The sequence below is a fragment of the Oleiharenicola lentus genome (genome assembly GCF_051660365.1).
Taxonomy (GTDB): domain Bacteria; phylum Verrucomicrobiota; class Verrucomicrobiia; order Opitutales; family Opitutaceae; genus Lacunisphaera; species Lacunisphaera lenta_A.
This window is the reverse complement of the sequence record NZ_JBOZXB010000001.1, coordinates 781667-805357: the sequence shown is the minus strand read 5'-3', so window position 1 is coordinate 805357 and position 23691 is coordinate 781667. Positions and strand designations below refer to the sequence as shown.

Annotated in this window: 21 protein-coding genes and 1 tRNA gene; 17 read left to right on the top strand and 5 right to left on the bottom strand. The window is 57.0% G+C overall.

The window, feature by feature from the left end; translation table 11 throughout:
- Positions 1 to 122: 122 nt before the first annotated feature.
- The 4 genes from ACRRQW_RS03020 (at position 123) to ACRRQW_RS03005 (ending at position 3141) form a co-directional block, all read left to right on the top strand.
- Complete coding sequence (locus ACRRQW_RS03020) at positions 123 to 560, top strand: hypothetical protein (RefSeq protein WP_438479775.1); 438 nt, start codon at positions 123 to 125, stop codon at positions 558 to 560.
- 59 nt (positions 561 to 619) lie between these two features.
- Positions 620 to 1588 carry a DUF481 domain-containing protein gene (locus ACRRQW_RS03015; protein ID WP_438479774.1) on the top strand — a complete coding sequence of 323 codons (969 nt, stop codon included), beginning with the start codon at positions 620 to 622 and terminating at the stop codon, positions 1586 to 1588.
- A 295-nt stretch (positions 1589 to 1883) separates the two neighbouring features.
- A tRNA-Leu gene (locus ACRRQW_RS03010) sits at positions 1884 to 1967 on the top strand.
- Between the two features lie 61 nt (positions 1968 to 2028).
- Positions 2029 to 3141: a tyrosine-type recombinase/integrase gene (locus ACRRQW_RS03005; protein ID WP_438479773.1), complete on the top strand. Its 1113-nt coding sequence runs from the start codon at positions 2029 to 2031 to the stop codon at positions 3139 to 3141.
- A gap of 419 nt (positions 3142 to 3560) precedes the next feature.
- On the opposite strand, the gene ACRRQW_RS03000 is transcribed toward ACRRQW_RS03005, so the two are convergent.
- From ACRRQW_RS03000 to ACRRQW_RS02990, 3 genes are all read right to left on the bottom strand, one after another.
- Positions 3561 to 5246, bottom strand: coding sequence for an ATP-dependent nuclease (locus tag ACRRQW_RS03000; protein WP_438479772.1), 1686 nt, complete (start codon positions 5244 to 5246; stop codon positions 3561 to 3563).
- 128 nt (positions 5247 to 5374) lie between these two features.
- Positions 5375 to 6244, bottom strand: coding sequence for a Shedu anti-phage system protein SduA domain-containing protein (locus ACRRQW_RS02995; RefSeq protein WP_438479771.1), 870 nt, complete (start codon positions 6242 to 6244; stop codon positions 5375 to 5377).
- A 30-nt stretch (positions 6245 to 6274) separates the two neighbouring features.
- On the bottom strand, positions 6275 to 8404 hold the full coding sequence (locus ACRRQW_RS02990; RefSeq protein ID WP_438479770.1) for a hypothetical protein: 2130 nt from the start codon (positions 8402 to 8404) through the stop codon (positions 6275 to 6277).
- A 425-nt stretch (positions 8405 to 8829) separates the two neighbouring features.
- Here ACRRQW_RS02990 and ACRRQW_RS02985 point away from each other — a divergent pair, with 425 nt between their 5' ends.
- From ACRRQW_RS02985 to ACRRQW_RS02960, 6 genes are all read left to right on the top strand, one after another.
- Complete coding sequence (locus tag ACRRQW_RS02985; RefSeq protein WP_438479769.1) at positions 8830 to 9849, top strand: PLP-dependent cysteine synthase family protein; 1020 nt, start codon at positions 8830 to 8832, stop codon at positions 9847 to 9849.
- Positions 9850 to 10083: 234 nt separating this feature from the next.
- Positions 10084 to 10590 (top strand): asparaginase domain-containing protein, encoded by a 507-nt coding sequence (locus tag ACRRQW_RS02980; RefSeq protein WP_438479768.1) that lies wholly within the window; start codon positions 10084 to 10086, stop codon positions 10588 to 10590.
- Positions 10591 to 10595: 5 nt separating this feature from the next.
- Positions 10596 to 11018 carry a hypothetical protein gene (locus tag ACRRQW_RS02975; RefSeq protein ID WP_438479767.1) on the top strand — a complete coding sequence of 141 codons (423 nt, stop codon included), beginning with the start codon at positions 10596 to 10598 and terminating at the stop codon, positions 11016 to 11018.
- A complete protein-coding gene (locus ACRRQW_RS02970) occupies positions 11015 to 11212 on the top strand; it encodes a hypothetical protein (protein ID WP_438482363.1) in 198 nt (65 codons plus the stop codon). Before ACRRQW_RS02975 ends, ACRRQW_RS02970 begins: the two co-directional genes overlap by 4 nt.
- Positions 11213 to 11265: 53 nt before the next feature.
- Positions 11266 to 11646 carry a glycine cleavage system protein GcvH gene (gene gcvH / locus ACRRQW_RS02965; RefSeq protein ID WP_438479766.1) on the top strand — a complete coding sequence of 127 codons (381 nt, stop codon included), beginning with the start codon at positions 11266 to 11268 and terminating at the stop codon, positions 11644 to 11646.
- Positions 11647 to 11648: 2 nt separating this feature from the next.
- A complete protein-coding gene (locus tag ACRRQW_RS02960; RefSeq protein ID WP_438479765.1) occupies positions 11649 to 11924 on the top strand; it encodes a helix-turn-helix transcriptional regulator in 276 nt (91 codons plus the stop codon).
- A gap of 552 nt (positions 11925 to 12476) precedes the next feature.
- Here the strand turns inward: ACRRQW_RS02960 and ACRRQW_RS02955 are convergent.
- A complete protein-coding gene (locus tag ACRRQW_RS02955) occupies positions 12477 to 12863 on the bottom strand; it encodes a hypothetical protein (protein WP_438479764.1) in 387 nt (128 codons plus the stop codon).
- A gap of 308 nt (positions 12864 to 13171) precedes the next feature.
- Here ACRRQW_RS02955 and panB point away from each other — a divergent pair, with 308 nt between their 5' ends.
- From panB to ACRRQW_RS02935, 4 genes are read left to right on the top strand one after another with little or no spacing between them, the layout of a single operon-like run.
- On the top strand, positions 13172 to 13963 hold the full coding sequence (panB, locus tag ACRRQW_RS02950; RefSeq protein ID WP_438479763.1) for a 3-methyl-2-oxobutanoate hydroxymethyltransferase: 792 nt from the start codon (positions 13172 to 13174) through the stop codon (positions 13961 to 13963).
- On the top strand, positions 13960 to 14712 hold the full coding sequence (gene panC / locus ACRRQW_RS02945) for a pantoate--beta-alanine ligase (RefSeq protein WP_438479762.1): 753 nt from the start codon (positions 13960 to 13962) through the stop codon (positions 14710 to 14712). Before panB ends, panC begins: the two co-directional genes overlap by 4 nt.
- Positions 14699 to 15931 carry a bifunctional phosphopantothenoylcysteine decarboxylase/phosphopantothenate--cysteine ligase CoaBC gene (gene coaBC / locus ACRRQW_RS02940; RefSeq protein ID WP_438479761.1) on the top strand — a complete coding sequence of 411 codons (1233 nt, stop codon included), beginning with the start codon at positions 14699 to 14701 and terminating at the stop codon, positions 15929 to 15931. Before panC ends, coaBC begins: the two co-directional genes overlap by 14 nt.
- Before the next feature lie 3 nt (positions 15932 to 15934).
- Positions 15935 to 16714: a type III pantothenate kinase gene (locus ACRRQW_RS02935; RefSeq protein WP_438479760.1), complete on the top strand. Its 780-nt coding sequence runs from the start codon at positions 15935 to 15937 to the stop codon at positions 16712 to 16714.
- Positions 16715 to 17188: 474 nt separating this feature from the next.
- On the opposite strand, the gene ACRRQW_RS02930 is transcribed toward ACRRQW_RS02935, so the two are convergent.
- On the bottom strand, positions 17189 to 18262 hold the full coding sequence (locus ACRRQW_RS02930; protein ID WP_438479759.1) for a hypothetical protein: 1074 nt from the start codon (positions 18260 to 18262) through the stop codon (positions 17189 to 17191).
- A 22-nt stretch (positions 18263 to 18284) separates the two neighbouring features.
- On the opposite strand from ACRRQW_RS02930, the gene ACRRQW_RS02925 reads away from it, so the two are divergent.
- The 3 genes from ACRRQW_RS02925 to ACRRQW_RS02915 are packed head-to-tail and all read left to right on the top strand — an operon-like array spanning position 18285 to position 23304.
- Complete coding sequence (locus ACRRQW_RS02925) at positions 18285 to 20159, top strand: TonB-dependent receptor domain-containing protein (RefSeq protein WP_438479758.1); 1875 nt, start codon at positions 18285 to 18287, stop codon at positions 20157 to 20159.
- An 11-nt stretch (positions 20160 to 20170) separates the two neighbouring features.
- Positions 20171 to 22087, top strand: coding sequence for a redoxin family protein (locus tag ACRRQW_RS02920; protein WP_438479757.1), 1917 nt, complete (start codon positions 20171 to 20173; stop codon positions 22085 to 22087).
- Entirely contained in the window at positions 22084 to 23304 is a 1221-nt protein-coding gene (locus ACRRQW_RS02915; RefSeq protein WP_438479756.1) for a metallophosphoesterase, read from the top strand. The genes ACRRQW_RS02920 and ACRRQW_RS02915 overlap by 4 nt, the downstream gene beginning before the upstream one ends.
- Positions 23305 to 23691: the final 387 nt, after the last annotated feature.

The following is a 23691-nucleotide window of genomic DNA, read 5'->3' as shown; positions in this document are numbered from 1 at the left end:
CTTAGAAAGAGCCGCGAAAAAATTAAGTTCTTCCGCGCGCGGGATTACTGGCAAAAGTTGATTTGCCTAGCCGCTTTGGACGCACAGATTTCCACGAGAGACGAAGTGCGGGCGTCGAATCTATGAAATCAGAACGCGATTCTATTTTCCGGGCAAAAGCCGCCAAGCCGGAGCATCCGCTTGCCTGGCTGGCGGAGCCGTTGGCGGGCGAGCCCTCGTTTGTGCTCAAGTCGTGGTTTGGTGGCCGCACGATTATGTTGCACGGGAAACATTATCTTTTCCTGACGACGCAAGGCGAACCGTGGCAGGGCGTGTTGGTGTGCACTTTTCATGAGCACCAGCCAAGTTTGCGCGCGGAGTTCCCATCGCTGGCGCCGCACCCGGTGCTGGGGAAATGGCTGTATTTATCCGAAGACGCGGAGACGTTCGAGCGCGATGCGCGGGCGCTGGTGAAGCTGGTGAAGGCCGGCGATCCGCGGTTGGGCATTTCGCCGGCTCCGAAAAAGAAAAAGAAAATCCGCGAACGCATCCGGCCGGAGCGCAAGCGAGATAAGCGTTGAGGGTGGGTCGCGGCACGCGCGTGGTTGACAGCGACGCGGCGCGCGGGTTGAGCGGTGCGATGATTAAATATGTCGTCATGCTCTGCTTTGGAGCGGTCGTAATGATGGCTGCCGATGAAGCAGTGACAGGAACTCTCGATTACAAAGACGGCAATCGCGTGACGGGGAAACTAGTCGCGCCGGGAGTATTCATGTCCGATCGTTTCGGGCAGGTTTTGTTTGATGCGGAGAAGGTGGAGTTTGTGCCGGCGGAGACGGGAGTTTCCGCGGTGGAAGAAAGCAAAGTAAGGGCGGCGGCCGCGCAGGTGGCCGTGGCGAGCCCGAAGCCTGCCTCCGGACGCTGGTTGGAGCCATGGAAGTTTTCGTTGGCGGGATTTGTCGATCGAAGGCATGAAGGCGCGTCGCGGGAATCGACTTATGATTTTTCGTTTAAAGCGGAGCGGCCTCGGTTGGACGGCAATCGGGTCCTGACGAACTTCAGTTACCAATACGTGGACAAAGCCGATCGGATCGATAAGCGGCGCGCGACGCTCAAGGGCGAATGGGATCGCGACCTCAGTTCCCGCTGGTTGTTTTTGTATCGCCCGGAATTCGAATACGACGGGCAAAATTTGAACGCGGACGAATCAGCGGCGGTCGGCCGCTCGCGTTTGAATTACGGACTCATGCAGCAGCAGGCGGGTTTCGGCTACCGGGTGCTGGATACCGCGCGCTACAAGACGAATGTCTCGGTGAACTGGGTGTATCTTTACCTGCACGTGTTTCACTACGGTGATCTTGAATTCAACGCGCCGGTTTTGTTGGTGGAAAACGAGCTTCAACTACCTTGGAAACTTTCGCTCAAGCAGAGCGCGAAGGCTTATTTCTTCGAAGGAACGTTGGGCACCAGTTTCTCGAACGAAATGGAGCTGAAGAAGACGATTACCGATTTGTTCTACCTCGCGCTACGCCACGAATACCGCATCGATTTCGTGCAAGCGGCCAACGAACTCGATCGCGTCAGGTTTTTCTTTGGGCTGGATTTCTAATGCGTAAAGCGCGCAGGTGTCGGTGACTCGAACTAAGCGAGAACCGAGGCGGCAAGGGGTGGATCTTGCGATGGTGAAACCACGCTTGCCTAAAGCCGGAATCATCCCGAGATGGGGGCGCTGATGAGCAAGCTCGGGTGATGGAATGGCAGACATGCGGGTCTTAGAAGCCCGTGCCTGTTGGATAGGAGAAACGTTCTTTTTCATTTTAATTTCGGCAAGTGACATTGATTCCGGTGGAGAAATTTTCTTCGTCGCATTCCTTGTCTGAAAATCTAGGTTTTTGGCGTTTTTCGCTCGGGTGATGAAATGGCAGACATGCGAGTCTTAGAAGCTCGTGCAGCAATGCGTGTGGGTTCGAGTCCCACCCCGAGCACCAAAATGCCGCCGAGGTTTAAATGTAAAAATGAACTCCTCCTATACTCAAAAACTATACAGGCATGAAATTCGTATCCACGCAGGTCACCAACTTGGTGAAGGCGGTCGAAACTGGCCGCTATTATCTCCGCGCTCGCGTCAACCGTAAGCTCGTTTGGCGCACGTTAGACACTAACTCGTTCACCGTCGCGAAGCTTCGGCTTGCGGACAAGATGGCGGAGTTTCGCAAAGCGGCTCCACTCGCCAAGGCGTCGACCCTCCCGCCCACGCTGACTTTTGAACAGGCGGTCGCGATCTATAAGGCGGAAGTGGAATCCAATCCGCGACTGAAACCCGCCGCTAAAGATTTTCGGATGCGTCGCGAGCGGACGTTGCTGCGGACCTGGCCCGAGATTTTTGAAATGCAGCTGCGCCGGATTACCCCGGATGAAGTTCACCGCTTCATGCAGCGCTATGAAAACGGCGCATGCCGCTACACCTCCCCGCGTGCGAAGCGATTGACGGTGCCGGGCGATTCTCCGACCACGATCAATTCCCTCATCGCATTTTTCCGCCGGATTTTCGACATCGGCCTCAAAGCCGGCATTTGCTTTCACAACGCGGCGCGCGATCTCAAGCGCAAGCGGCCGACCAAAAAGCTCCTGCGCCTTCCGAACAAGTCGCAGTTCGCCGAAATGGTGTTCAACGTGCGCAGCGGTGCGGGCTGGGGGAGGCGGGCCGGCGATTTGGTCGAGGGTCTGGCGTATTCGGGCATGCGCCTCGGAGAATCGCGCAAGATGATTTTCTCCCACCTCGATTATGAGCGCGGCGTCTGCACGATTCTGGGCGACAAGACGGTGGCGAGCGAACGTATTGTCCCGATGACCGAGGCGTTTCGTGCACTCACGCTACGCATCAAGGAGCGTCGCAACGCGCAGCCTGGCGACCGGGTCTTCATTGCTGATGAATGCGCAGGTTCCCTCAAGCGGGCCTGCCAAGTGGTCGGCGTGCATCACATGACCCACCACGATCTCCGCCACCTCTTCGCCACCACCTGCATCGAATCGGGCGTGGATATTCCGACAGTCGCTCTTTGGTTGGGCCACGCTGACGGCGGCGTTCTCGCAATGGCGACCTACGGCCATATCCGCCCTTCTCATTCGGTTGAGGCGGTCAAGAAAGTGAAGTTCGCCTGAGGCGCTTGCGGCTACGTCGGCGTGGGCAAGCCTCCATTCGCCCGAGAAGCGATCTGGGTTTCACGCTTTTCGCTGGGTTTGCTCGAATGGCCAAGGCTTGGTGAGGACCTCCAGCGCCAAGTTGTCTTCGCCGATAGTCCCCGACGGATATTCCACGCGAATCAATCCACCCCGATTCTTGACTCCAAATTTAGTAACGATCGCCGGGTAGACGATGTGCGCGGAGTAATCGATAGGGTTGCGCATCGGTGCGACGCTTTTTTCCGCGACAATCAGTTTGCCCGGTCGATAAGACTCCGAGAAAAATGCGTGCCCGGTATCGGCAGCGCACGCTGTGAAGTGTGCGCCGCTTCGACGCTGGTTTACAGGAATGGAATCTCTTGATCCAAGTTTCGTTTCTAAGCGAAAAAAACGGACTATTAGCTAAAAGAAGTTCCAGCCAGTTGCTCTTCGATTCGCTCCAGCAACTGACGAAATGGGGTGGGTTCGATTTCGCCTTCCTCGCACATCTCAAGCGCTCTTTTCATTAGAGCCTTTTTTTGTGGGTAACGGTTGGGGTAGTGGCTACGAAACCACATTTCCACTTTCTTAGAAAATGCCGGGGTCTCACGATTCGGGGCGCCGCTTACCCATGCTTGAAAAGTTGCTACAGGATCGCCTTCAAATTGCACACCGGTAAGATCGCTGAGCGCACGGAGGTATCGGCTCGGTGGGACGAGATCTTCGAGTTCTTTTCCTTTTGGAAGATAAATGGTCGGCACCCCTTCCCGATCTAGTGGCTGTTTACCCGGAGGCCTTTTGTCACCGTCCAAGAATAAAATCGGGCGCGCGCCTTGATTGGCTGCAAGGCGGGCGAAATAATCTACACTATCACCATTCCCGTCGAGAAAGGTGCAGAGCCCCAGCAGCTTTCTGACATCTTTGCCGCCCAACGCGTCGAACCGAATCAGCTTTTCAAAAAATCTTGGAAAATTCCCCACTTCGGTCGAGCCTTCGCAGATCACCGTGACCGGCGCATACAGGAGCGAGTCGCTTGCCGCCAGGCCGAGGCTTGTTCGCAATTGCAGGAAGTTTTCTTCGTCTGCTCGCTTTACCTGCACTGTGGTAACCACACCGTCGACCCTTTCGCGGCGCAATAGGCGAAGTTGCTGACCGCGCAACGGATTGATCATGGAAGGCGAATGGGTTGCATAGACTACCTGGGTTCGCTTGTCGGCCGTAAGGGAAAAAAGAAACTCGCGCATCAGGTGCTGAGCGTCGGCATGCAGAGAGTTTTCAGGCTCATCTATGAGGATTATCTTGTGATGAGCCCCTTTGTGAAGTGTGAGGAGTTCGGCGAGAAGCGAAATGATGCGGCGTACGCCGGTGCCACGGTCGCCAAAAGGAGTTACTCCGTCGTGCTGGTCACGAAGGGTGACGCCGAGTTTGTCGCGGCTTCCCCCGAGGTCATGAGCCAGATCAAATTTCAGTCCGCCTTGCTTTGGCAGAAGTCTTCCAAGTTTTTCATTCAATAAGTCCGAGGCATTCGCTACCTGCCGACGCCAAGCAAGCGGAGTAGCCCCTGCTGCGTGACGTGCATTAAATTTTCCATCGAAGGCGAGCGCCAGAAGATTGCTATCTGCGGGCGATGGCTTGCTCAGGTCGATAGAATCATTGACGAGAAATTTTTCGCCAGCACTAGGCACCACTACTGCGGGCAACTTTGCATTAAAGCTATGTCCCGGCGGATATTTTTTGAGATGCGTTTCGCTGTCATTGCGCGCATTTTCGCGACTCAATGTTCGGCGAAAAATAATGAAATCATCTGATTCGATTCCTACATTTTGAGAGCCCTGAAGGTCAGATCCTTCATGAATTAAAAAATGAGCTTCCGACATGATTGAAGGATCGCTTTGTGCTGGGATTGCTGAACTCGCGTTTCGTTCGTGGTTCCCCCAACTGTCTTGCATCGGCTTGTCGGATGCTGCGAGTTCAATGCCTCGCAGGAGTGAACTTTTGCCAGCATCGTTAGCTCCGGTTAAGATGGTGACATCGGATTCCAGTTCGAAATCAAAAGTCCCGTGAAAGGCACCGAAATTCTGCAATTTAACGCGACGAAGCAACATGCCTTGCTCTTACCACACCGGACAATCAACGCCAGTGATTTTGATCTGACTATGCCATCAACAACTTCGCTCTACCTCAAATGCGTCGGCATTAGCTACTGAGGGAGGAAAAGATGGATCGCTTGAGTCTACTCGCGATCGGCGGAATGGCAAATTCCTCCGCCGCCCCAGCTGTCCCAATAGGGCCATCGGTCGACAAGGAACTTTTTTCGCACGGTTGAGAGGTAAGGATTGTTCGCCACAGCCTGGGTCTTGTCTCGGATGGTTTTCACTCCGTGTTCGAGGAATGGCCCCAGCTCAATGGTGGGTGGAACGGTCAGGGCGCGGTAACCCGCGGCATCCCGGGTTACGCAAAGATATTGCGCGGCATCGCGATTCGGACGAATTCGATCGTAAGTCATATACACCTCATCGGTTCGCTCCAGATGCTTTCGCTTTTTGTTAAATGCTTCAGTCAGGGTAGGGTCTTGTCTGCGACCGTAAACAAGAATGTATTTCTGGGAAAATTCGCGACTTCGCAGCCATTCTTGCGGAATGCCGTAGTCCTCCTTGAATTTCGCGGTGTTCAGCGGATCGCTGAACCAGCTCTTCCAGTCGGTGATTTGGTTGGTTGCCTGCGTGAATTCAGCAGAGGGTTGACCGCCAGCGGTCGCCCACGATTTTGAGGGGTGCTCGATTTCGACTAGCACGGTATAAACACACGCGCTATCGCGGGCGATATAAAGGAAGTCAGGCACCTTCTTGGCGAAACCGTGCAATACAGGTTGCGACACGACTGCACCAGGAAACGCACCATGCCCGCCGCCGGGGAAAAACCGGCCCATATCAGGCAAGCAGCAAGGATGTTGTTCGAAAAAAACCTGAAAGTCCCGTTCGGTGGTGTCAGTTCTAGCGAAGAGATCGCTCCACTCCCTTTTGATAATGGCCTCATAAGATTTCCAGGACATCGCCGGCTCTGGTGGGATGACGGTTTGGTAGGTGGTCGCCAAAATGTTCATGTTTGATTGTTCGTTGGCCTCGCTGCGTCTTTAGTTTTTATTCCGTTGTCGTGCGTCGAATTCGTCCGCCGCTGCGTGGAATTCTTCGAAGCTCTTAACGATTTTGGACACTTCTGCTTCCGCGATGCCCATGGCGCGCAGAGTATCCGCTGGTGTTACTCCGACTAGCTTCCACGAGGGAAGCACGACTCCCTTGTACTCGGCCGTTTCCCGGAACAACGCCTCGATTTTTCGAGGCGCTCGTTCCATCCGCAGTTGAATGGGGTCGCCCAGTTGCTTCAGAAAATCTTCTTCGTCCGGCTTGTCGCCCTTCCAAAGTTGGTGTTGGTGCCGACGAACGACAGTGGCATTCCCGTGCTGGCGCGGGGTCTGAATCGAGACTTTTCCCTCCCGAAGAAATTTCCCCAGCGCAGACGCATCGTAGGAATACAATTCGTGGTCTTTGAGGATTCGTCCTGTGCTCCAAGGCGCGGCGTAGAGGACGACCGCGACGATCCGATCCCACGCCGCCGTGTGGCCGAAATGCTGCTTCGCAACCTCGGGATTTTCTTCCAAAAACTCCTTGGTGCGAGCGGCCTGCTGTGCTGCGTAGAAGTACTCTTCTACGAAGTCGCTAAGGGACGGTAGATGGCCGAAGGCGAGGCTATGGTTCTTGCATTCGAAAACGAAGAGCGTTCGTCCCCACAGCACCCCCACGTCACAATCATACTGCACATCCTCGATTTTGTATTTAAAAGTCTTCGCAGGCACGCCCGCTTCCTCGAATTGTTTTTTCACAGCGGCCTCGAACCGTTTGCCCTTGTCCGCGAAGCCTACAGAAAAACGCCCGAGCCGGGACATGACGATTGTCGTTAACATCGGTGAGCGGAAAGCTGGAGCGAACATGAACAATCGATCATCGGAGAGGCGAACGAGCGGGTCGTCCATCAGATCCCGAGACTTTCGCCCGTAGGTGACGTGCCGAATAAACATGTTCGCCTCGGCATCCGTAAATCCGCACCGCATTAGGCCGGTCACAAGATCGAGCAGGGCGTAAAACTTTACGTCGACCGCCGGATTTCCTTCGTCGCGGCACAGTTCGGCTAGGTATGCGTAACCACGCAACCAGTGACGCAGGGACAGGCCGCCAGCGTGATCTTTATTTTCACGGACGGGAAGAAACATTACCTGCTCGAAGAAATAAAAGGCTATCAACTCGCCATGCGAAATGAACGCCCCCGGTCCAGGCAAACCGACCGCATTGTCGCTTAGTGATTTGATGGCCTCGTTTGCGTCGGTGTAAATCGCAAGATCCATGAGGTGCTGCATCAGATTCTGTTCGAGACGGCTGACCGCCACTGCATCGAATAGCTCCCATCGAGTGGGCATGCCGAATTCCAAGACGTCGACCTCGACCGGCCCCGGCCTGTTTTCAAACGGCAACGCTCGCCGCTCGCGCTTGACATCATTGTCGAACAAGCGAACCCGATCCCAGCCTGCAACAAGGTCCGTCCACGCCAGTTCCATGACAAAGAGCAGACCGGCCTGGCTAGCCAGATTATCATCGATCGCAACCGGCACGGGGATGACGAGTTCGCCCGTTTTAGTGTCGAACCATTTTTCACTGTAGCCCAACATCTGCAGGTTCTGCCCGAGTCCGCGTGTGAGGCTCCAAACGACGGCGTCGAGGCTGACGGTCCTTCCGTCACCGGCGTCGATAGATGGATTTTTGAGGATGGTGACGTCGCCCGTTTTTTGTTGTTCCTCGTGCAGCTGAATCGCTGCGTTCAGTTCGTCGGTCGCCATTTTGATGCAAGCCCACACCCGCTCAGGTGCCGGCTGCTTTGCGATCTCGAAAGAGTCGAGGGTGGCCACAATGTCGTGGAACGAGGTTTCAACCAGTCGCGCGTTCGCCACGTGTTCGTCGAACTTAGCGAGGACTTCAGCAGTTCCAGCTACGTAGGCGCGAACTTGCGCTACGAGCTTATCACGAGCTGCAAGCATTTTTTGGTCTGGTCTCCGCACAGCCGCACAGCCCGAGCGGATGAACGCATCGACCGCGCCCGCAGCGTGCTCCTCATCAGGTGCAACCGAGTCACCGAGCGTTGCTGCCGCACCGATGGCATCAAACGCCAAGCAGGACTGCCGGAAATCTTCTCGGCTGAAGTTAAGTTTCGACATGGGCCGGACTAATAATCAGGGAACGCGGTTACAGTTTCGGCCAATCGCTACGTATGGCAATCCCGCTGATTCGCCGAACGCATTTCCAGTCTTCAAATCGACAGGTATCTATTATCTGCATTTTCTCACGCCCTGATTTCTCGTTTTTTGCCTCGTTACCAGAATTTCGCTCACCCGGAATGCCCAGCCCTGTGCCTCTGTGGTCAAGATGGAGCGTAGCGATGCGAGTTGAGATCCAAGGCCGGTATTCGGCGCAATGGGCAGACATGCCGAACACCTCTAGTCTGACTTGGCTGAGTCACTGCGCTGACTTGCGCCAGTCGCTTCGGAAGCACTCACGCTCATTCGAACGGAGTATATCTCGACTATGGCTGGGTTCGGTCTTCCGCTGAAACGGTTCGGGATTTGGATGCGGCCCATTTTCGATGCATCCCACTTTACTCGCACCATTCGAGGGCGCTCTTGATCAAAAGCGTTCTGTTTCCATTGTTAGCACCGTCGGCAACACCCCGTTGTTGCCTCTGTATTTTTCTCGCGAGGGCCTGAAAATTTTCGCCAAGTGCGAATTCCTCAATCCCTCCGGCTCGGTCAAAGACCGCTTCGCGCGCTGCGTATTGGACGACGCTGAACGCCGCAACCTGCTGCATCCTGATTCGCACATCTTGGAATGCTCGTCCGGCAACACCGGCATCGCACTTTCCATGCAGGGTGCGGCGCGCGGGTATTCCGTGACCATCGTCATTTCTGAAAAGGCTTCTCGCGAACGCCGTCAACTCATTGAGCAATTCGGAGCCAAGGTGATTACCTTTCCGGGGGATGACTACTCCGTGGGCGTCGCGCTTACCCGGCAGATGGCCGCCGCTGATTCCCGCTATTTTCTCCCCAACCAGTTTGCGAACCCGCTTAATCTCCACGACCACGAAACGATCACCGGCCCGGAAATCATCGCGCAAGTGCCCGGTCGCATCGATGCGTTCCTCAACGGTTATGGCACCGGTGGAACACTGGTCGGCGTCTCCCGCGCGCTCCGCACCGTCAATCCCGCGACCAAGTCATTCGCCGTGGAACCGGCCGAAGCGGCGTTGCTCCTCGGTGAGCCGTCTGGAGCTCACCACATCGAAGGCATTGCGGATGGATTCATTCCGGATCTCCTGCGCGGCTTCGACCTCGATGGCGTGTTTAAAGTCACGAGCGACGACGCCATGAAGATGGCGCAGCGACTCGCGGCCGAATTCGGGCTGATTGTCGGCACCTCGTCCGGCGCCAACATTACCGCCGCGTTGGAAGCGGCCCGGTTACTCGGACCGACGGCGCGAGTCGTTACGCTTCTCTGTGACCGGGCGGATCGTTATTTTAGCACACCCCTTTTCCGGAAGAACGTCCGGCTGGCCGCGTCATCAGGTCGCGCCGAGTTTCATTCACTCGTCACCGTCCCATCGATTTAGAAACCTGCGCACACTTCAGCCCATTTAATTCTTCTCACTGTGTGCAGCAGAAGGTGGGGGAAATCTCCTACTCGTGCGTCTCTATTAGTGACCTGACATCCAGCTCCTTCGTTCCGGTGTTCTCCATTACCGGTAGTAGTCAGTTGTGTGTGTTAATGCGCCGCTGCCGGGATGATCGCTCCTGGCAGCGGCTGCATTGGGTCAACTCTTCCTCCCTTTGACTTCATTCCGCTCATGCGCCTGCGCGTCTTCACCACAAGTGGCACCATCGACAAAATTTATTGCGACACCCCGAGAGAATTCGGGGTGGGCAGTCCGCAGGCGGGCGCACTTTTATCGGGGGGCAATGTAGATTTCGTTTATTCGATCGAAGCGCTCTGCGCCAAAGATAGTCGCGAACTCGACGAAGCCGACCATCTGCTCTTGCGCGAGAAGATCGCGGCGGCGCCGGAGCAGTGCATTTTGGTGACGCATGGCACCGATACGATGACGCGGACGGGCGGATCGCTGCGTAGCCTGAAAGACAAAATTATCGTCATCACCGGCTCGATGGTGCCGGCGCGATTCCGCGAGAGCGACGCGCTGTTCAATTTCGGATCGGCAGTGGCCGCGTTCTCTTTCCTCAAGCCGGGCGTCTATATCGCCATGCACGGACGCGTGCGTCCCGCCAACACGCTCCGGAAGAACCGCGCCGCCGGCCGCTTCGAAGTCAAGGAAGCGCACAAACTCGAGTTGGTCTGAGCCGCATGCCTCTCGACGCCAAGCAACGTTTCGACACCCTGCTCAACAAAGGGGAACTGCGCAAACTCCCGAATGGAGGTGCGGTGCGAGGCGCCGCCGAATGGACCTACACGGCCTATTGCTTCGAATTCACCGGCGAATTCTTCCTCGTCGTAGAAAAAGGCTCAGTTCGGCATGTCCGTCGGATCTTCGATACCTCACCGGTGGGGAGCGCTAAGCATGAAGGCGGGAGTCCGCCTGACCTGGATTTTGCGCGCAAGGCCCGCCAACTCGTCCGCACGCAAACCTTACCCGAAGGCAGCGCCGTGAGTGATGGTCGTCGTCTGCTGTACTTCAAGCCCACCCCGCTTGCTCCCCTCAAGGTGATCCGTCCCCGCGGCTCAGGCCTGCCTCGACTCAACAAGCCCAAACCTCCGACTGACTCATGAGCCAAACGATGCGCGCAATTTTCAAACCGGAGGCCGGGCCGGGACTCCACATGACCCTCACGCCGATTCCCCGCCCCGGCGTCAACGATGTTCTCGTCACGAGGGCGGGACCGACCGGCTGCATGGCCATCGCGGTCGTGAAACACGCCGGTGCCCGCAAGATCGTCATCACCGAGATCAAGACGGTCGCCTAGCGCTCGCCATCGAACAATCTACCGAAGTGCACTCGGAACTTCGTCGCAATCCCATGAACATTCCTCCTGACCTCAAATACGCCCCCACCCATGAATGGAGCAAATTGAATCCGGATGGGACAGTGACCATCGGCATCACGGACTATGCCCAATCTTCACTGGGGGACATCACCTTTGTCCAATTGCCGAAAGCCGGCACAGTCCTGACTGCGAACCAACCCTTCGGGGTGATCGAGTCAGTCAAAGCCGCCTCCGACGTGTACGCCCCCATGACCGGGACGGTGGTCGCGGCGAACCCACTCGTGGAAGCCACCCCGGAAACGGTGAATCGTTCACCCTATGACGAGGGCTGGCTGCTCACTTTAAAAGTCAGCGACCCCCTTGCACTGCGCCGCCTGATGTCGGCCGAAGACTACTTCAACCAAGTGAGGTAACAATGTCCTCCCAAGTCGACGAACGCCCCGTGCCTCTGCTCACGCAACTTACCCCGGCGGAGCGGCTCGTCGCCGTGCACGTCGTCGAAGGTCTCTCCTGCAAGGAAATCGCCACTCTGCTCGGTAAATCCACTCCGACCATTAAGAATCAGATCAGTTCGATCCTCCAGCGCACGCACATCGACACCCGTTTCCGTTTCATCGCCGCCTACTACCGACAACTTTATGCTCCCTCCGCCGAATCTTCATTTGGATCAGCTCGCGGCCGCCAATCCTAATCACCACCTCTGGCTCAACAACGGCATCTGGTTTTGCCACTACACGCATTACCCGACGGAGCACACTAAAGAGCGCGTACGCGTGACGCTCAAAACCACTGACATTGTCCAAGCGAGAGTCTCGCGGGATGCATTACTTACCCGAGTAAACGCCGAGAAGAAACTTGCTCCCTTGTATTCTCATCGGCGCCGTGCCCGTGAAGTCCACCGAGGAGCGCTGGCGGTCGGGTAGTCCTGACGATTGCTAAAACCGGTGCCCGGAAAATCCGGACACCGCTCGAATGATCAATTTCGCGAGAATTCTTCTGGCAGGCTCCAGAGAGATTTTTTGAGCTTCTGGCTCTCGATAATACCCGAGACTGGCCGGGTGGAGTTCCGGACAAAGTGTTGCTCGAGCCCTTTAGGGATAAAACGGTGTAGCCGATCACCCCCTCGTGCTACGTCCTCCTGCACGACTTGAAGTCAAGGTGGGTCGGTCTTGGTCTCCATTGGAATCGGACTAGCAAACGTATGCGTAGGGCCGCGGTTGGCCATCCGACGTTCCACTAAATCTTATTTTCGATGGGCCACCCGCGACGAGGACTTCACCAGTTTCAAGCCTTGCTTGTCCTTCTTCACGGTCAGCACCTTCCCCAAGCGATGAGCCGCCACCCGGACCGCCGTGGCCGCCTTCAAATTTGCAACCCGTATGAAAGCTTTCTTTCCCTTTAGCACCTGCTCGGCCAGTTCACGATTGGAAACCACTTTCTTAACCGGCCGATGGGTCACCTTGGCCTTCGACTTCACGAGCTTGTAGCCGCCTTGCACTTCGGACACCGTAAGCACGCCGCCTAAGCGGTGGCCCGCCACCCGTACCGCCGTGGCTTGCTTCAGGTTCTTCACACGGACGTAGGATTTCTTACCTTTCAGGAGGAGTTCGGCGGTGGCTTTGTTACTCATGGGGTAGCCACGGTACCAGTTTAACGGTACATGTCAGCGCTTTTTTTCCCCGATTCACCCTGCGGGAAAACCCGCATTCAAAGCGAATACGAAGCCGTAATTCGCCGTTTTTTCCGAGAAAACTAAGACACCTTTCAGGGTTGCAGGCCTGCAAAAGCCCAACGATAGGGTAGGCGTCTGGCGCGAACTCGTGCGCGACCGGACACCTCCAGTCCAACCTCAGTTTAAGTATTCCAAGGCATGATCGCACCGCGACAAGCACTTCCGGTTTATCATCGGCGTTTCGCTCCCCTCGGGAGGCTAACCCCATGAAAACCATTCTCGATTTTTCCCGCGCCCGCCGCGAGGACCGGCCCATTGTCATGGTCACCGCCTACGATGCCCTCATGGCCCGGATCGTCGCCGTCTCCGAAGCAGACGCGATTCTCGTGGGCGACAGTGTGGCCATGGTGATGCACGGCTTCAGTTCCACGGTTGAGGCGACCCTCCCGATGATGGAACTCCACACCGCTTCCGTGCGGCGCGGTGCACCCGACACCTTGATCGTTGCGGACATGCCCTTCGGCACTTTCCGGCAGGGCAAGCACGTCGCCACCGAAGCGGCCAGCCGGCTCATGCAGGCAGGAGCCAACGCCATTAAGCTGGAAGGGGTCTCCGGTCACGAAGACGTGATCACGCACCTCGTCGAGGGCGGTATTCCGGTGATGGGTCACTTGGGCCTCACGCCGCAATCGGTGCACCAACTCGGAGGTTACCGCGTCCAGGGCCGATCCGAAGAAGCGGCCGATAAAATCCAAACCGATGCCCACCGTTTAGAATCCCTCGGTGCATTCGCGACCGTGCTGGAGTGCGTGCCGGCCGATGTCGCCAGTTCGATCACCACCCGCCTCACCATTCCCACGATCGGTATTGGCGCCGGCTCCGGCACCAGTGGCCAGATTCTCGTCCTGACCGATCTTCTCGGACTGGACGACCGCTTTCTCCCCAAGTTTGCCCGGCGTTATCTGGACGGGCACGGCGACATCCTCGCCGCACTCAACCGTTACGCCGAAGACGTGCGGACGCCCCGCTTTCCCACCGATGCCGAGGTGCTTGCATGACCATTCACCCTAATCTCGTCAGTTGGCAGGCCGCTCGCGCCAAATTTCCCAGCGTCTGGATTGGCTTCGTTCCCACGATGGGGGCCTTGCACGCCGGGCACCGCGCTTTGCTGGAGCGCGCGTGGGCGGAAAACGACCGCGTGGTCCTCAGTATCTTCGTCAATCCGACCCAATTTAACGACCAAAGCGATTTCGCACATTACCCGAAAACTCTCGAAGCCGATCTCCAACTCGCCGAAGGCCTGGTCACCGACGTCATCGTCCCCACTTACGATGAACTCTACCCCGACGGGTATCGCTACCGCGTCACCGAAAACCGTTTCTCTACGGAACTGGAAGGAGCGCATCGTCCAGGCCACTTCGACGGCGTACTTACTGTCGTCATGAAATTGCTCAACTTGGTGCAAGCCAATCGGGCCTACTTTGGCGAGAAGGACTGGCAGCAGTTAGCGCTGGTTCGCGACATGGCCGCCGCCTTTTTTCTCCCCACTGAAATCGTCGCTTGTCCCACGATCCGCGAACCCAGCGGACTTGCCTTGAGTTCCCGCAACGAACGGCTTTCCGCATCCGGGCGCGCCCACGCCGCAAACTTCTCCCGTATCCTTCGTGAATCGCCCGATGCCAACCACGCAGCATCCGCTCTGCAATCCACCGGCTTCGAAGTCGACTACGTGACCGACCGAGCCGGTATCCGGCTGGGGGCCATCAAATTCGAAGGCGTCCGCCTCATCGACAATGTCCGGCTCTAAAATTCTGTTCATTCTAACGGGCTCAATCGCCTGCTACAAAGCTTGTGACGCCATCTCTCGTTTGGTCCAAGCCGGCCACACGGTGCGCATCGTCGCCAGTGAAGCCGCCTTGCGCTTCGTGGGGGCCTCGACCTTGGAAGGACTCACGGGTTCACCCGTGCACACCGACCTCTGGGCTGCTGGCCAAGCTTTGGACCATATCCAACTCACGCGTTGGGCCGATCTCGTGATTGTCTGTCCTGCCACCGCGCATACGCTCAACCGACTCGCCGCTGGCGCTGCCGATGATCTGATTGGCGCCCTGTTTCTTGCCCACGATCGGAGCAAACCCTGGCTCATGGCTCCGGCGATGAATCCCGCCATGTGGTCGCATCCTGCGACCCAAGCTTCCGTTTCGAAACTAACCGAATGGGGCCTCCGCTTTATCAGTGTCGGCACCGGACGCACCGCCTGCGGGGAGAGTGGGGAAGGCCGCATGGCGGAACCCGCCGATGTCGTTGCCGCGCTCGAAGCTTCGGTCGCGAAGCCCACCCGCAAACTCCGCCTTCTCATCACCAGCGGCGGTACTTCCGAACCCATCGACGGTGTCCGCGTTCTCACCAACACCAGCACCGGCCGAACCGGCGTTCGCCTCGCCGAACATTTTCTCCGCTGCGGCCACGACGTCACGCTCGTCCGCTCCACCGATTCCGCCACCGCCAATCAGTCATGCCGGCAGGAAACGTACCTGACCTTCCGCGACCTCGAAGCGACGCTCAAAACCCTCCTCGCAGCCGAGTCCTTCGATGCGATCATCCACGCTTCCGCCGTCAGCGACTTCAGTGTCGCCTCCGTCGAACTCCACGGTGTGCCGACCGCTCGCCACCATAAACTCGATTCCTCCGCCCATCCCGTCATCCGCCTTAAGCCCAACTCCAAGATGATCGATTCCCTCCGTGGGTGGAGCCAACACCCGGAAATGAAAGTAGTGGCGTTCAAGCTCACGACCAATGCCTCCGAAAAGTCCGCGTCCACCGCCGTCGCCGACCTCTTCGAACACGCCCCGGTCGACTACGTCGTGCAAAACGATCTCTCCGAACGCCAGGACGCCGAGCTTTTCCCGGCAAAAATCTTTCGCGCTCCGCACACCCTCGTTTCGCGCTGCGCCACTCGCACCGCGCTCGCGCATGCGCTGGAACAACTCCTGACTACCCCGGCACCTCTCTCAACTGCGCCCTAATTTATGCTCCTCTGTCTCGACACCGGCAACACTCAGATTCACGGCGGCGTCTTCCAAAACGGCGATCTCCGGTTTCAATTCCGTAAATCCACACACCCCCTCGGCTCTTCCGACGAACTCGGCGTCTTCTTTACCGCCGTCCTCCGCGCCCAAGGCATCGAGCCCGCCGAGATCAAGCAGGTCGCCCTCTGCTCAGTGGTTCCCGCCGCACTCCACGCGCTCCGCAGCGCCTGCGAAAAATATTTCAATGGCGCGCCCTTCGTACTTCAGGCCGGAGTCAAAACCGGACTCAAAATCAAGTACCGCAATCCCCAGGAAGTCGGGAGCGACCGCATTGCCGGGGCCATCGGCGCTCGCTTCCTTCATCCTGACCGCGACTTGATTGTGGTCGATTGCGGTACCGCCACAACGTTCGATGTGATCACCGCTTCCGGCGATTACCTTGGCGGGGTCATCATGCCCGGCGTCGGCATCTCCGCAGAAATGCTTGCGAGCAAAACCGCCAAGTTACCCCGCGTGGAAATCACCCAACCCGAATCCGTCCTCGGCCGCAGCACGGCGGAAAGCATCCAATCCGGTCTGTACCACGGCCATGTTGGCGCAATCCGCAACCTGGTGCATTTGCTCACCACGGAAAATTTTCCCTCGAAACCCTACATTCTCGGCACCGGCGGTTTTGCCCGAATGTTTGCCGACGCAGGGTTATTCGAAGAAACCGTGCCGGAGTTAGTCCTGCTTGGTTTGGGCCGAGCTCATCAACTCAATACCGAAGAGACAGTTTAACCACATCCGATTTTTCCGCTAAATCATCACGCATGCGCTCACGTCCGTATCTTAGCAGACTGCTGCTAATGACGAATTCCGGTTTTTTTGCCTGGCGGCGGAGCGAGTCTAAAATGCTGTGTCCCGAAGGGATCAACTGAGAATGATAGCAAATTTTGCGCAGCTAATCGGAGATTGGTTAATCCGGACCAGATAACTGTGCAGGGCAGAAAGGGCCCCAAGTGAATGCCCTTAAATTGGTTTCTCCATGGGGGAATTGGACGCTTCCCACGTCTCTACTTATGGAGCCACGCCCAAATCTCGCGCCTACGCGAACTGGGTAGGGCACTCCTCCATCCATGTGCTCGAATCCCAAAGTCTCTTCGACGTGGCCCGACCGCTTCAGGCTCAGGCTAGGGAGCGTCCATCTCCCGTGAACGCGATCGCCGAAAGACTGCCAATCACCGGCACGAGCTTTGACCTGGTGCTGCGCGGTCAGCGTGAACCACTCCTGTTGTCCCGCGTCATCCGCATTTTCACGTGGCAAGGCGTAATGCCACAGGAACTGCTCTTTCGCCAGATCCCAGAGGAAGAACTCCAGATTCGCATTACCTTCCACACGGACGTTTGCGCGCGACCCGCATCCTCGTAAACCTCCGTAAAATCCACGGAGTCATTTCCGTCGAGGCTCAAGATAGCCGCCTCCAACCTGACTGACCACCACTCCCGGCCAAACGCTAACCCCGCCCAGCCTGCCGCCAACCAGAGCGCTATGCTGGCGGCAATCGCCAGGTGTTGAGCACTGAAGAGGGATTCTCTCGGGAGCAGTTGTGCGGGGTGATACCGGGGTAATGCGACTCTCCGTCCGAGCGCGTCTCGGGCGCTGATGACTTCGATGTTCGGCCGGGCCTCGCCGCTCAGGTGCGAATCAAGTCCACTCGCCGTGACCTCGTCTTCGCAGATGAGCAACAGGGGATCGTCCGGACTTTGGCGTGAGAGGGAATCAATCCATTGTCCCACTTCAGCGAACGTGGAATCACCCCGCCAACTCAGCACCGTTCTACCGGCATTCTGCGGATGATGATACGCGACCGCCGAATCCGGGCGCACTGCCACCAGTGCGACGGCGCCGGATTCAGACCATTCCTCCGGCAGCGCGTGCAGGAAGGTAAGCAGCGGCCACGCGGAATCCACCGCCAGTCCCAACCGGGCCAATTCTGCCGCCAACGTGATCAACGCAGGCTCGGTCTCGAAATGCAGAATTGTCGAAAACCCTTCGCCACTGGCGAGCACCGGCTCGTGACCCCACGCAAAATCCGGTTCTCGCAGCGCCGGGTATTCCCCGGCCAGCGCAAAGGCGAGCACCTTGCGGTTGCCCTGCGGACACGCCACGTGTACCCCCCGAAGCGAGTCGGGTTGGAAAATCAGCCGCAGTCGCACTGGTTTCGGTTCGTCCGCGTAGTGCTCAGCGAGCAGCGCCGCCGCCTGCTTCACCTGAGTGAAAGCCTCCGACGCTTCGCCCTTCGGTCTCCTGCGACGCTTCGGTGCGACCGCCGAGGACAAGTCCATCCGGGCATCGGTGCGGCGCAAAATGACGGACCAAATCGAGGCCTTCGTAGACGTGTCCTTCTCGAAAACGAATCGGGTAGGTTTTTCCGCCATTCACAATGCGATTACGGCGAATGCCTCGAGTCCGGTCAGCCCCTTTCTCAATAACAATGTGTCGGTCACCGTCCTAGTCACCCCGGAGAACTCTGCGCTATCCACTGCAGAATCGGAGAACCGATCCGCCACCTTGGGGGCCACCTTTGAGCTGCCATTCGATTGGAAGGGAGAAGCGGACTATACTTGGTCTGGCAGCGAAACCTATCAGTTTACCGAAGCAATTACGGTCGACGACACCGCGCTCGCCGCGGACTTAAACGCCGGCCGGATCAATCCCTTTGTGGATCAGTCACTTTATCCCTTGGACGTGCGAAAATACTACGTCCCGGATGCGGCTACGAGAGAAAGTGAGCTCCATGAAATTGCGTTCCGGGCGGCCGGCTCGCTCCCGCAGTTGCCGTGGGGGGCGCCCACCTTAACGCTTGGTTTGTCTCGACGAATCAGCAAGCGTCCTGAGTTTGTCGCGGAGCGCAGCTTTCCATTATCTCCCGTAAGCAACACCTTTACGGTGACGTTCGCTAATGAGCAAATTACGGACAGCCTTTACGCTGAAACCCGCGTGCCGCTGGTCAAGGAGGCCCGCTTTCCGCTCGTGCACTCGTTGGAAGCGGAACTCGCGGGACGCGTCGAACAGTTCGAAGTGGACGCCGGCACCACCAGTCAGACTTTTCGGCCAAATGCCGTCCCGCCAACGTCCTCCTATGTCGGGCCGACGCTCAATGGGGGGAGATACTATGCGACCGACAAGTATGACTCGAATAATTACTCGGCCGGCCTGAAATTCAATCCCATCAGGTCGATCGCGTTTCGAGTGTCCCGCGCGACGGCGTTCCTTCCGCCGACTCCCGCGCAGCTGATAAAGAACACGATTCCGAACCCGAATTTGATCACGATTACGGATCCCAAAAATAACAACCTTCGATATGCGGTTCCGCTGATCATTGGCGGAAACCCCGACTTGAAACCGCAAACGTCGGAAAGCTGGAATGCAGGGGTAATCTGGCAACCCACTGGTTTGCTAAAGGGCCTCCGGGTGAATCTTGAGTATTACCGGATTCAGCAGTTTGATGCGATCTCGACCCTGACCGCGCAGTTGCTGGTTACCAACGAAGGAACATTCCCTGATAGAATTACGCGGGACGCTGCTGGGCTGATCACGTTAATCGACAACAGTGCGATCAATCTCTTCGAGCGGGACACCCGAGGTTGGGACGCCACCATCGATTATCATTTTTCAACTCCACTTGGTAGCTTCGCTGTAAATGCCGGTCTAAGCTTTATTGAAAGTCTCACTCAACAGCTCGCCTTCAACGGGCCAAAATTTGAGTATGCTTCCTACGCGAACGAGGGCGGTGTTCCCGAGTTGAAGGGCTCTGCCGGTGTCGTTTGGCAACGCGGCCCATGGACGGTCGGCTGGAATTCGCAATATGTGGGCGAATACAACCAGTGGGGCATTGCCGGAGGCCCGGTCTTCGAACAGGCGCGCCTGACCAACCCGAATGCAGTTCCCCAGACGACCTATACCTTGCCACAAGGTTCAAAGACGGTTGATGCGCAGGTCTATCACGACGCGTTCGTGACGTATCGCCTTGGGGAATCTTTGCGGAAGCTGACAGATCGTTCCGGAGCAAGCGGGTTGGCTTTGAAAGCCGCAAGAGGCGTGTCCGTTCAGTTCGGCGTGCGAAACGTCTTCAACACTATTGCCCCTCTGGACACTTTCCAAGCGGAGACTTTTTACCTGAGTCCTTATGGTGACACGCGGCTGCGGAGCTACTGGGTGACGGTCAAGAAAGCATTTTGACCAGCGCTCCCATGCACTTCAATATCCCGTTCGTTCTGCGCGGTGCCATGCTGGGCGTCGCCCTTGCGCATCTCGGGTCGGCGGCACCCGCGGTTGCCCCCGATGACCTCTTCGCCGAACTGGTGAAAGCGGACCGGGCCACCTCTGCAGCCCGGCCTGCCGGCGTCGCGAGGGGGACGGCAGAGTTCGCCGCGTATTGGTCGAAGGAGCGGGCCCGCTTGCTGCTATTGATCGGCGACGCGATCAAGTTTTGGGAGGGCTATCCCAATCACCCCAGACGATGGGACGCGATTGCCCTCGGCTACAGTGCGGCGGATTGGCTCAGATACAGTGCCACGCACATCACGCCGGATGGCACATACAGAACGGACGATTCCGACGCCTTGGCGGTGCGGATGGGCTATCCCGGAACTGAGCCAGCCGCGGATCGCCTGGTACTGGAACGGATTGACGCCCTTGCGAATCTCGCCCTCACCGAAAGGGACATTCAGTTGGGTCCCTACGTCTCGATCGCCGCGAGGAAAATTGCGGTCCTCCAAGATACGGCGTATCCATCGGCCTACGATCTGCGCAAAGCAAGAGCGGCGGACCAGCTCACGACTGCCTGGATGAACACTCCTACCAAACTTATGTTGGGAATTGAGGAGCGCATGACAAAATATGATGTTGCGGAGAACCCGACGAGTGACGGGTTGTTCAATCCCCAGGCAGGCTTCGACGGGGCCGCTTGGCACTATGTCAAATTTAGCAGTCGTTTCGTGCCTGCAGCGGAGCATTCCCGGAACTACCTACGGTTTGAACCGGCGATGCAGAAAAAATACCCGGGACATCCCGGTATCAAACACGCGGTGCTGTTCGGGACGCCGACGACTTTCAACTTCACCACTGAGAACGGAACCAAGGTCAGCACCCAGGCATTCGTCGGCAGGCTTTGCCTCGTCACCTTTTGGAGCACTGATTCCAGCAGCAGCCTCGAAGCATTGAGGCGGGTGAAGCTCATCCGCGAGAAATACGGCGCGGATAGGATCGCTGCGGTCGGGGTGGTGATGAATCAGGTTCAACCCGGGGCAGTCGAACGCCTATGCAAAGAAGAAGGGGTTGATTGGCCCCAATATTCCAATCAGTGCGTCGGCGAGTCCAAGTATGAGCAGGTTTACGGCGTCAACGCATATCTCGGTGCGGTGAATGCCGCTCCCTTGGGCGCAACGATCGTGTTGGATCAAAAAGGTGTCTTGGTGAGTGCGAACCTAGCGGCGGCCGGATTTGAACGTGAGATCGAGCGCCATTTGGGTGGAGGGAGCTCGATGGGCCCCATCGTTCCGCCGGCCGATCCCGCCATCCTGGTCGCGACCGGTTCCGAGTGGGAATATTCGGACGCGCGCAGCCTGCCGGAAGGCGGTTGGATGACTCGGGAAGAAGCTAAACCTTCCCGTGTGAGGGGGGAGGGCAGACCTGCAATGTTCGGCTGGAAGCGCGGGATGGCGCCGTTGGGCTACGGCAGCTGGAAAAATGCGACCGTCGTTTCCTTCGGCCCCTATATGGGCAACAGACATATAGGCAGTTTCTACCGGCGAGTGTTCTCGGTGCCTGACCGATATGCACTCAAGCCTTTTCACCTCAATGTTCACGCGGTCGGCGGGGTATCTGTACACATCAACGGAGTGGAGGTGGCGCGCGATCAACTTCCCGCTGGAGTACTCACCGAGTATTCTAGGGGAACCTCGGCCAGCACGAAAGTTCGCACGGCTGAGTTTTTCGCACCGGCCCAAATTCTTCGGTCCGGCGAGAATGTGGTCGCCGTCACGCTGCACAATTCCGACGAGGAACGGGCACCGGTATTATTCGACTTGGAATTGCGCGCCTTGGAAATGGACGGGACGGAATCAGGGTCGGCGGACGAACTCGTGATAAAGAGGAAATCCCCGTGACCACGTCCGGAGAAAAGCTTCGCAGGCTTGGCCTGTGTCTATCGATCCTTTGCACCGTCCAGCAGGTAGGTGCGCGGATTTTCGATGGCCCCTACGTTCGGTACACTCAGGGAGGCGGACTCGTCAGCGAGTGGGCCGTTCCGTCTGACCAGGGATTGGGGAAGAAGTCAGTTCCGGTCGAAATTGGCGATGCCGTAGTTATCTCCAAGGTCGATGCAAGACCTTCATTCCAAGTGGTAATTCGGCGATCGAACGAGTGGGCGCCGGTTGGTGCACCGAACGGCAATCCTATTTTCGTCATGGCTGACACACACGGCGAATATGAAATCTGCACCGAATTGCTGATGAAACAGGGTGTAATTAGCGACTCGCTCGAATGGAAGTTCGGGAAGGGTCATCTCATCATCCTCGGTGACGTTTTTGACCGTGGATCCCGGCAAACGGAAATCATCTGGCTCATCTACAAGCTCGAGGCCGAAGCTGCCGCGGCCGGTGGACGAGTTCATTTCCTATTGGGCAATCACGAGAGTATGGTGCTCACGGGCGATGTCCGCTATCTGCATACGCGATACTACCAGACGGCGTCCGCCTTGGGGGTAACGAGCTACCAAGAGCTGTTCAGCAAAGACACTCTCCTTGGCCAATGGCTTCGCACTAAGGCCACCGTTCTGAAATTGGGGAATACGCTCTATCTCCATGGAGGAATATCCATCGGAGCTGTTGATCAAAATTACACCCTCGATGAGATAAACACCGCGGTGCTCTCATGGCTTAACGACGACCGCAGTAAGGATTCTGGGCGTCTGTCGTTTATAACGAATAATAACGGCCCGCTCTGGTATCGCGGGCTCGTCAAGCAGGATGCAAAACCAGAAGAAGTGGAGGCTATCAAAAAATTCTATGGCGTGGCGCGGATCGCAGTCGGACACACAGTGGTGGATACTGTAACGCCATCTTATAATGGCTCCGTGATCGCCGTCCAAGTTTATCCCAAGCAAGATCCGAACACAGGAAGAATGAAAATGGAAGGTGTCTTTATCGACGAAAACAGCATTTGGCACAAAGCAATGGTCGACGGCACTCGCGAAATCCTCCGAGACGACGCCGGCAATCCGATCAAGAATGGAGTAATCCCGCCAGCCGCTGACACGAAGGCAAATACCATGCCTACGGTTGAAGAAAAAGCTGAAGCGCCGGCATCAAAAAAAGCGGCGTGACTCCTAGCGCATTCGCTTGGCTTTGCTTTTTAAAAGTTCGCCTGTCGTCATTCCCCCATGAGGGGCGTCACGTTGAGTCGGTGTTTTTAGACGAGGGTTTTCCTAGACCGAAAAGTTCGCCAATCGGCGAACAGAGGAAACTCTTTCGAAGTCCCACCAGCAGGGCATCCGAGAGCTTGTTCATTGGCGAACTTGATCTTATGATTTCGCGCGAACGACATTTTTCTGCCTCTGCTGGCGCGTTCGAAAACAAAGCAGGGTTCGTGGCTCAGTCATGATGTCGTTTCGCTAGATATCGGTATGAGCACAGACATCTCCAATCCATGCGTCTGTGAGATTCGCTCTCACGTCCTAGATTTCGTCTCTCCCGTCCAAGCCAACCAAAAT